An 8,919-nucleotide genomic window follows, 5' to 3' on the forward strand; every position below is an offset into this window, starting at 1 on the left:
CAACAATAAATTCTTCTTCCACATCTTTGCCTTTAGGTAATTTCTTCTTAACGATTTTCCCATCGAATTCAAGGATATCACCAGGTGCCAGTTCATATTTCTTCAAAGTCTTTGAGTGAGAGCACCAAGATAGTCCCACATCAATTGGATTTTCTTGCAGGATGACAACATTCTCCAAGATAATAACTTCATCATTTTCCTCATTAAAATTATTCCAGCTTAAAGCGAATTGTTTTACTGCTGCCGTAAAATGAACCTTCTCTTCGGGAAGCTCGAGTTTAACTGGCTTTTCTTTCTTCTCATTTTTCTTTTTTGGCTCTTTTATTTCTTCTATGCTTTTATTTTCCACAGGCTGTTTATCTTCCATTTGTCCCTCTTGACTAATGGAAGGTGCGCCTTGTGCAGTTGCATCAGTAAAGGTACCTTTTCCGAAGCTTGAAGCCTGCATTTCCTTTAGGTAGGCAGGATGAATGCAGCATAAGCTCCCGTCTTGAAATTCAATAATGATTGTATTTAATTCGTTGTTTTTCTCATAAGCCTCATAGCCCTTTACTGTTACAGTATACTGAAGGTTTTTTTCCTTATATAGGAATTGTTTTTTGACCTCTTTCGTTGTTGATAGACCCCATTCTCTAACTTTCTCCGAGTAATGGTTTTCATCAACAAAGGTTTCATATGTCCCTTTTGGAGGAAGATAGGTTATGGAATTGACAGTTGAACTATTTTCCATAAGTACTCACCCTTTCTTAGATTTGTGTATGCTTATGTAATAGATTACGGTTAGATTATCATGAAACTAATCTTAACTCAATTTTAAAGAGTATGATGGTCATCACAATCCTTTACTCAAATAAATGGTACTTTATTTATGAGAACAATAATCAATTAAATAAAGTCCATTGTAAAGGAGAACCGTTATGAGCGAAATCATCAATAATCGAGAACATACGATTAAGAATACAGAACGTCAAACCGTTTTAAAACAAATTTTTATAGATCTACATAAAGGAAGAAATGTAGATGAAGTAAAAGCTCATTTTAATGCATTTATCGGAAAAGTCACTATTGAGGAAATTTCTCAGCTCCAGCATGATTTAATGGAAGAAGGCGGAATTCCGATGGATGATTTGCAGCGTTTGTATGCAGCCCATACGGATATATTCAAGGGGTCTATTGTGGAATCAGAAAGTACTATAAGGCCGGAAAATGAGCCTGGACATCCAATTCATACATTCGTCCAAGAAAATCACGAGCTTGAAAAGTTAATTAAATCAAAGGTTCAATTACACTTACAACAGTTTATCGATGAAGATTCATCTGAAAATGTTTACAAGCTTTTGGAGGATTGCAATCTTTTATTAGATATTGATAAGCATTACAGCCGGAAAGAAAATCTGCTATTTCCGTATCTTGAGAAGTACGGGATATACGGTCCAACAAACAATATGTGGAGAATTGACGACTTTATTAGAGATGGCATTAAAGAGTCAAAACATAAGCTGTCCAATTATGATGGCAATAAACAGGAAATCGTGAATCTCGTTCATTTTATTATGGAAGAAGTAATCAACATGATCTATAGAGAAGAGCACATCCTTTTCCCGATGGCTTTGAAAAATCTAACTGAGGATGAATGGGTAAAGATCGCACATGAAAGCGATGAAATTGGTTTTTGCCTTACTAGCCCTGTAGAAGAATGGAAGCCAGAAAGGAAGCAATTAGGGGAGAACGCTATCTCAGAGGGCTATATAAAAATGGAAACAGGGATTTTATCTTTAAAGCAACTGGAGCTGCTATTAAATCATTTACCTGTCGACATTACCTTTATCGACCAAGACGATGTTGTCCGCTATTTCTCACATGGAAAAGAGAGAATTTTTGCGAGAACTAAGGCTGTAATCGGGCGTACCGTTCAAAACTGTCATCCGCCAAGAAGCGTGCATCTTGTTGAAGAATTATTAGCTGACTTTAAATCAGGACGGAAGGATACTGAAGATTTTTGGATTAAATTCCGGGATAAATATGTGTACATTCGTTATTTCGCCGTAAGGGACGAGAACGAAAATTATATTGGCACATTAGAATTCACCCAAAATATTGATCCTATCAAAGCAATAGAAGGGGAAAAAAGAATTTTATCATAATTTATTACAATGAACACCGTTCGGAATGGCTGAATGGTGTTTTTAATTTATGAATATTAAAAAGAATAATACTTTTCTATAATATGTCATGATAAACTAGTATATAAAATAATACTTAAAGAGAGGCTCAAAATGATAAAAGCAGTTTTTTTCGATTTAGATGATACACTACTTTGGGATCAAAAAAGCGTGAAGGAAGCCTTTGCAGCAACTTGTAAAATGGCAGGGGATCGTTATGGATTGGACCATAACCAGTTTGAAGCTGCTGTTCGAGAGGAAGCAAGAAATCTTTACTCTTCCTATGAAACTTATGACTTTACTCAAATGATCGGAATCAATCCTTTTGAAGGACTATGGGGGAACTTTTTAGATGGTCATGAAGATTTTAGAAAAATGAAAGAGATTGTTCCTGGTTATCGGAAAGATGCATGGACAAGAGGGTTAAAAAGGATGGGTGTCGATGATCCAGACTTTGGGTTTGAATTGGCGGAACTTTTCCCACAGGCGCGACGTAAATCTCCGTTTGTCTATGAAGAGACCTTTCAAGTTTTAGACCAGTTAAAAGGAAACTACAAACTCCTATTACTTACAAACGGTTCCCCTGATTTACAAAACACGAAATTAACGATTACACCTGAAATAGCCCCTTATTTTGACCAAATTGTCATTTCAGGGAGGTTTGGAAGAGGGAAGCCAGATCCTTCTATTTTTGAACATGCTCTATCTCTAATGTCGCTGCAAAAAGATGAAGTCATAATGGTAGGGGATAATCTGATGACAGATATTCTTGGCGCCAATCGTGCTGGCATACAGTCTGTTTGGATAAATAGGGAGGATAAAGAACGAAATGAGGTTATTCCTACCTATGAAATCCGTCATTTGGAGGAGCTTTTTCAAATATTAAATGACATACAATGAACATAGGCATTTTTATCAAAGAGTTCAAGAAAGCGCTGATTTGCAAGATCATCAGCGCTTTTCAGAAAAAAATTAAGATGCCTTATTGGCAGGAGCAAAACGTTTTCGGATTCCTCCAACGATTAACAGCAATATAGGGATTCCAACCATATTTATCGGTAATGCATACTTCACCCAATATTTTTTTACATATTCGGCCCCAAATAACGTAATGGTTGGCTGAAAAATCGCTAAAACAAATGTCACGATTGCGACAAACCAAATGGCCTTTTTCCAATCCTTTATTTTTAGTAATTGCGCTGTTCCATAGCTTGCCGCAAAAAAGTATACAGATAGCTTAATAAAAACACTTAGAATCCAAATTAGAACCGCAACAATCTCCAAATTTTGAATAAATTTCATAATGGAAATAAAGCGGACCATATCTATAGCTGGGAACAATAGTTTTTGCGAGATGTGAGGGCCGAATACCATCAATACACTGATTGTCGCCGTGCTCACGAAGAAACCAGAGATGATGATCCCCCATACTGCCCTGGATGGACCTTTCTTTGGTTCATCCATAAAAGCAACAAGCATCATCATAATAACAGACTCGCCAAGAAATGAAAGTGGGGATAAGGACCCTTTTATGATTTGGATAAATCCGGTGTCAGAATAAATGGGTAATATTTTCTGAATATCAAAATTGGGTATCGTAAAAAAAACTAGTCCAGTTACCATGAGAAGAACGAGAGGCCCAAATACTTCACTGCAGCGTGCGATTCCTTCAATTCCTCCAATATTGGTGACGTAAATAATGACAATCAGCATCGTTACAATAAGCGACCACGATGGGGTACTAGGTAATAGGATGGTAATGGTAAACTGTGCAAACTCCCCTAGAATATTACCAATAACCGAATACCATTGAATAAAATAACATAAGACAATAGTTGTCCCAATCCATTTGCCCAAAATTTGTTTACAGAATTCAATCAAGGTTTGTTTTGGATAAAACAGTGCTACCCTTGTAGCTATCAAAACAATCACGATGCCTAATATTATGCTGATAATCGCGGAAATCCATGCATCTTGTTTTGCATCAATGATCGTTGGATTCACTGCCAGTAGAAGCATATTGCCTGTTTGAAAGGTGAATATTATCCAAAAAATTTGCAAACCAGTAATTTTCATTTATGAATCTCACTTTCTTTTAGCAAGATAGATGGGCCAGTCATGCCAATCCGCTTGATTTCAAAATTTGTTGTTACTATAATTTCAGCTTCTGAAAAATGCCTATCCCAATCCTTGCTTAACTCCTTCCATTGACGAGGATATTTTTTATGAATTTCTTCACCAAATCCAAAAATATCCTGACCGTATTTATGTTGGACTTTCTTTATCGTTTTAAGTGCTCTTTTTTCTTCTGTCTTTTCAAATACCTTTCTCATCTTATGAACATTTTTCGGTTCATTTAGATCTAAATGTGTATTGTTTTCGAGAATGGCTCCTTCCCCGGTCAATTTCACAGTAATTTTTATTTTATTGTCTCTTCCCAATTTTGTTACAATTTCACTATTTATTTTAGTTAAGATTAGACTTGCATTCCCATCTTCATATGGATTGGTAATAGTTATTTTTCTTAACACTCCTTTAATCCAAAGAAAGGCCCTGTTTTCCACATTATTTAAATAGCCAACTAATTTTATGTCTTTATTAAAAACAGCTAAACCTCCTATTTTCAAAACATCATTTGAAGAACTTTCTCCACCTGAAGATTTTCCCGTTTGAACTTTTGTGAGCTCTATAACTGGAAGAGATGGTCGAATACCATCGCTGATAGCTGCAATTAAAAAGTTTACTAAAGCAATGTCACCTCTTCCTCCGTATTCCTCATGCCCTTTAATGGCAGCAACAGCAGGAGGCTTTTCTAGTGGATCAGAAATATTGAGTGCTTCTAGTGCTGTGGCCTCTTTGACGACAAATATATCCGTCCGTAAACTTACATCAGATCCACGGGTAAGTGCATCCAGTTGATGCTTGACTCCTAACTTGGCAAATTCCTCCCCAAAAAATATAACACTTCTATGACCTACGAAGGCTTGTCTTGATAGCTTTTCCTGCATAACTTGTGTAGCATCGTTAACATTTTTTCCTTCTGCCGATATTGTAAAAGACTCATTTCCGCCCGCACTGCTGCCACTTTGAGATTGCATATTGGAAGGGATGACGATTTGGCCGCTAAGCTGAATGTTTTTTTTCTTTCCGAGATCCCATCCTGTTGCGAGCCATATAGCCCTTTCGTTTAATTCCTTGCGATCCCAGCAGCCGGTGGTGAGAACTAAGAACATGCAAAAATGAATTATGATTATGCATTTTTTGATCATTTTTCTTCCCTGCCTTGACCAGGATTTGGTCTTTGTCCAAATGGAATTCGCATTTTATTCACACCGCTCGTAAATGGCGGTCGATAATTATAAGCCCATTTAGGCACCCTGATAATTACATCCTTCAAGCCTGAAAAAATCTGTGGAGCAAAAGGACTAAAATAAGGAACACCGAAGGAACGGAGAGTTACGAGATGAATTGTAATCGCAATTAATCCCAATACAACCCCATATAAACCGAAAATTCCTGACAAAATTAATAAGGCAAACCGGATCATCCGAAAAGCAGTTCCGAAATTGTAGCGAGGAATGGCAAAAGAGGCAATTCCTGTCGTTGCTACAACGATTACCATCGGGGAGGAAACAATACCTGCCTGTACGGCTGCCTGACCGATGACGAGCGCCCCAACAATACTGACCGCTGAACCGACTGGCTTTGGAAGCCGAATACCCGCTTCACGAAGTCCTTCAAAAACCAATTCCATAATTAAGGCTTCAATAATGGCAGGGAATGGCACTCCTTCTCTTGCAGCTGCAACACTTATGAGCAAAGTAGTCGGTATTAATCCAGGATGATAGGTTGTCAGGGCTACATAGATGGAAGGTAGGAATTGAGAAATATTTAATAAAATAAAGCGAATAATTCGAATAAAGGTTGTATAAATAAAGCGTTCGTAATAGTCTTCAGTTGCCTGCATGCCTGCCCAAAATGTCATTGGAACGATGAGTACAAATGGGGTGTTATCAACAAAAATGGCCACTCGTCCTTCTAACAGATTTGCAGTTACGACATCTGGTCTCTCCGTATTTTGGATTTGCGGGAATGGAGAAAAAGGGAAGTCTTCAATAAATTCTTCAATAAACTCAGAATCTAATATTCCATCAATTTGAATTCGCTCTATCCTTTTCCGTGCTTCTTCAATTAAAGAGTCTGGGGCAATCCCCTCAATATAAGCAATCGCGATATCAGTCTTAGAATATTCTCCCAAAGTAAACGGCTCGAATTTAAGCTTTGGACTTCTAATTCTCCTGCGGATAAGGGAGGTGTTTGTCCTTATTGTTTCTGTAAATCCATCCCTTGGGCCACGAATAACTACCTCTGTCTGCGGTTCTTCGATTCCTCTTTTTTCAAAGCCTTTCAAATCAGCAATTAATCCTTTTGTTTCTCCATCCACAATAACGCCAACATTCGCCTTTAAAACCTCGTCAACAAGATCCTTTAGAGTGGATACATTTTTTACCTGGGCACTTGAAAATAACTGTTGTTCGATCACCTTTCCAAATGTTTGAACCTCATCCGAACCTTTCGGTGGGCCTTCAAACATTAAAGGCTTTAGAAAAACCTCTTCCAGACTTTTGGTATCAATTAAACCATCAATGTAAACAAGTAATATTTTTATTTCATTGAACACATAAATAGGTCGAAGGACAAAATCTGAACAATTTTGGAAAATCTCTTTTAAGGCACCTTCATTCGCTGAAAGGTCAGGACTTAATTTTTCAGATTGGTCAATGGAAGGCTCCGGTAATTTCTCTTTTATAAAGTCAAATAATTTTTTCTTATTTTTCAGCTTAACCAAGATAAATGAGCCTCCCATAAATTCTTAAGTATATTTTTCCAATTAAGTGGTTTAGTATACGCATTATGGATTTTTTCAGGAGGAAAAAGGAGAGAAACTTATTCCCATGTCCATTAAGGTTCTGTCGCTTAGAAAATAAAGGTATAATAAATAATGGATTCGTGAACGAGGGAAATATTTTTAACGAAAAAGGTGCATATTCAATGAAATCATATATTGTCATAGGGGCAGGCATTTTAGGTTCATCAACTGCCTATCATCTCGCAAAAGCAGGTGCAGAAGTCATATTGGTTGATCGCCAAGACCGCGGACAAGCCACCGATGCTGCAGCAGGAATTGTTTGCCCATGGCTTTCACAAAGACGAAATCAAGCATGGTACAAGCTGGCAAAGAACGGGGCAAAATATTATCCTTCTCTAATAAAACAATTGGAAGCAGATGGGGAAACCGAAACTGGCTATAAAAAGGTAGGAGCCATTAGCATCCATACAGACGATGATAAACTAGAAAAAATGGAGGAAAGAGCGTTCAAACGTCTTGAGAGCGCACCTGAAATAGGAGAAATTACAAAATTATCTCCTGATGAAACAAATAAGCGATTTCCTCCTTTGGCAGGGGAGTATTCTTCATTATATATAAGCGGTGCAGCAAGGGTAAATGGCAGAGCGCTCTGCCAATCCTTAATAAATGCTGCTAAAAAGCACGGAGCTTTGTATATGCATGGAAATGCAGTCATACAATTTAATGAAAAAGTAGTGACTGGAGTAACGGTGAATGGGGAAACATTTCTCGCAGATCACGTTATCGTAACGGCAGGTGCGTGGGCTAAAGAATTAATGCAGCCTCTTGGTGTAAACTTTTTAGTTTCTCCCCAAAAAGCGCAAATCATTCATCTCCATTTGGCAAAATCAGATACGAGTGAATGGCCCGTCATCATGCCGCCGAATAACCAATACATCTTAGCATTTGATGGAGGCAGAGTGGTGATTGGAGCCACACATGAGGATGACAAAGGCTTTGACCTCCGGGTAACAGCAGGCGGACAAAATGAAATATTTAGCAAAGCAATTGCCGTTGCCCCAGGTTTAAGCGATAGTGAGGTTCTTGAAATTAGGGTTGGCTTTCGGCCGTTCACACCTGGATTTCTTCCAGTGATAGGGGCATTGCCGAATTATAAGGGAATATTAATTGCTAATGGCCTTGGCGCATCAGGTTTAACTGTAGGACCTTATTTGGGTGCTGAACTAGCAAAGCTTGCCCTTGGCCAACCATTAGAAATTGACCTTTCTCTTTATGATGTTGCTGAAGCTATAGGCAAGTAAATTGTGCTAACATCTAAATAGTTTGAAAATCCTTCTATAAATTTTTCATACTATTACCAGCATCGACATTCCTCTTATAGAACATATTAAAAGTGGAAAGCCGCAAATTGCTTTTCAATTTTTTATAGAGGAAGTGCTTGGATTTGAATAAATGGATGATAGCGCTTTTAAATACAAGGATATTACAAAATGCATTTGGCAGAAAACGAAGTAACCGCGGAATAATTTGGGCAACATTACTGGGTCTAGGAGCAAGTGCTGCAGCATACGGATTAAATAGAAATCGCAATAAAAATATGAAAAACCCACTTCAAAATGTTATGAATACGATGCAAACCCCTTTTAAGGGGCAAATTCCTAAAGCTGCTTTAGCAGAGTTTGCAAAAGAATTAGCACCTGATAATTTAACAAACAAATAGTATTCCTATTCAATGAAAATGCCCGCTTTACTGTGGGCATTTTCATATTCAAAATCGAAATAAACTATGGACGAGCAAAGAAATTTACACAACGAGCAGTTTTATCAATAAGGATACTCATTAAAGTACCTAAGAGGGCACTTCCAATAATATCGGAAGGATAATGA

At 37.6% G+C, this 8,919-nt stretch carries 8 protein-coding genes; 4 read left to right on the forward strand and 4 right to left on the reverse strand.

What is annotated here, in order from left to right:
* Nucleotides 1-730 (reverse strand): hypothetical protein (locus V7149_RS02480; RefSeq protein WP_335344083.1); only part of this gene is annotated, 730 nt, incomplete at its 3' end.
* A 187-nt stretch (nucleotides 731-917) separates the two neighbouring features.
* Here V7149_RS02480 and V7149_RS02485 point away from each other — a divergent pair.
* Both V7149_RS02485 and V7149_RS02490 read left to right on the forward strand, forming a co-directional pair.
* A complete protein-coding gene (locus V7149_RS02485) occupies nucleotides 918-2,144 on the forward strand; it encodes a DUF438 domain-containing protein (protein ID WP_335344084.1) in 1,227 nt (408 codons plus the stop codon).
* A gap of 132 nt (nucleotides 2,145-2,276) precedes the next feature.
* Nucleotides 2,277-3,062, forward strand: a complete 786-nt coding sequence (locus V7149_RS02490) for an HAD family hydrolase (protein ID WP_335344085.1) — start codon at nucleotides 2,277-2,279, stop codon at nucleotides 3,060-3,062.
* Nucleotides 3,063-3,134: 72 nt separating this feature from the next.
* Here the strand turns inward: V7149_RS02490 and V7149_RS02495 are convergent, their stop codons facing one another.
* From V7149_RS02495 to V7149_RS02505, 3 genes are read right to left on the reverse strand one after another with little or no spacing between them, the layout of a single operon-like run.
* Nucleotides 3,135-4,238, reverse strand: a complete 1,104-nt coding sequence (locus V7149_RS02495) for a GerAB/ArcD/ProY family transporter (protein ID WP_335344086.1) — start codon at nucleotides 4,236-4,238, stop codon at nucleotides 3,135-3,137.
* Nucleotides 4,235-5,431 (reverse strand): Ger(x)C family spore germination protein, encoded by a 1,197-nt coding sequence (locus V7149_RS02500; RefSeq protein WP_335344087.1) that lies wholly within the window; start codon nucleotides 5,429-5,431, stop codon nucleotides 4,235-4,237. Before V7149_RS02500 ends, V7149_RS02495 begins: the two co-directional genes overlap by 4 nt.
* Entirely contained in the window at nucleotides 5,428-7,011 is a 1,584-nt protein-coding gene (locus V7149_RS02505; RefSeq protein ID WP_335344088.1) for a spore germination protein, read from the reverse strand. Before V7149_RS02505 ends, V7149_RS02500 begins: the two co-directional genes overlap by 4 nt.
* Nucleotides 7,012-7,214: 203 nt before the next feature.
* Between V7149_RS02505 and V7149_RS02510 the strand changes: the two genes are divergently transcribed.
* Both V7149_RS02510 and V7149_RS02515 read left to right on the forward strand, forming a co-directional pair.
* Entirely contained in the window at nucleotides 7,215-8,333 is a 1,119-nt protein-coding gene (locus V7149_RS02510; protein ID WP_335344089.1) for an NAD(P)/FAD-dependent oxidoreductase, read from the forward strand.
* A gap of 137 nt (nucleotides 8,334-8,470) precedes the next feature.
* Nucleotides 8,471-8,752, forward strand: coding sequence for a hypothetical protein (locus tag V7149_RS02515; RefSeq protein ID WP_335344090.1), 282 nt, complete (start codon nucleotides 8,471-8,473; stop codon nucleotides 8,750-8,752).
* Nucleotides 8,753-8,919 lie beyond the last annotated feature (167 nt).

Source organism: Bacillus sp. JJ1503 (assembly GCF_036965125.1).
Classification (GTDB): domain Bacteria; phylum Bacillota; class Bacilli; order Bacillales; family Cytobacillaceae; genus Cytobacillus.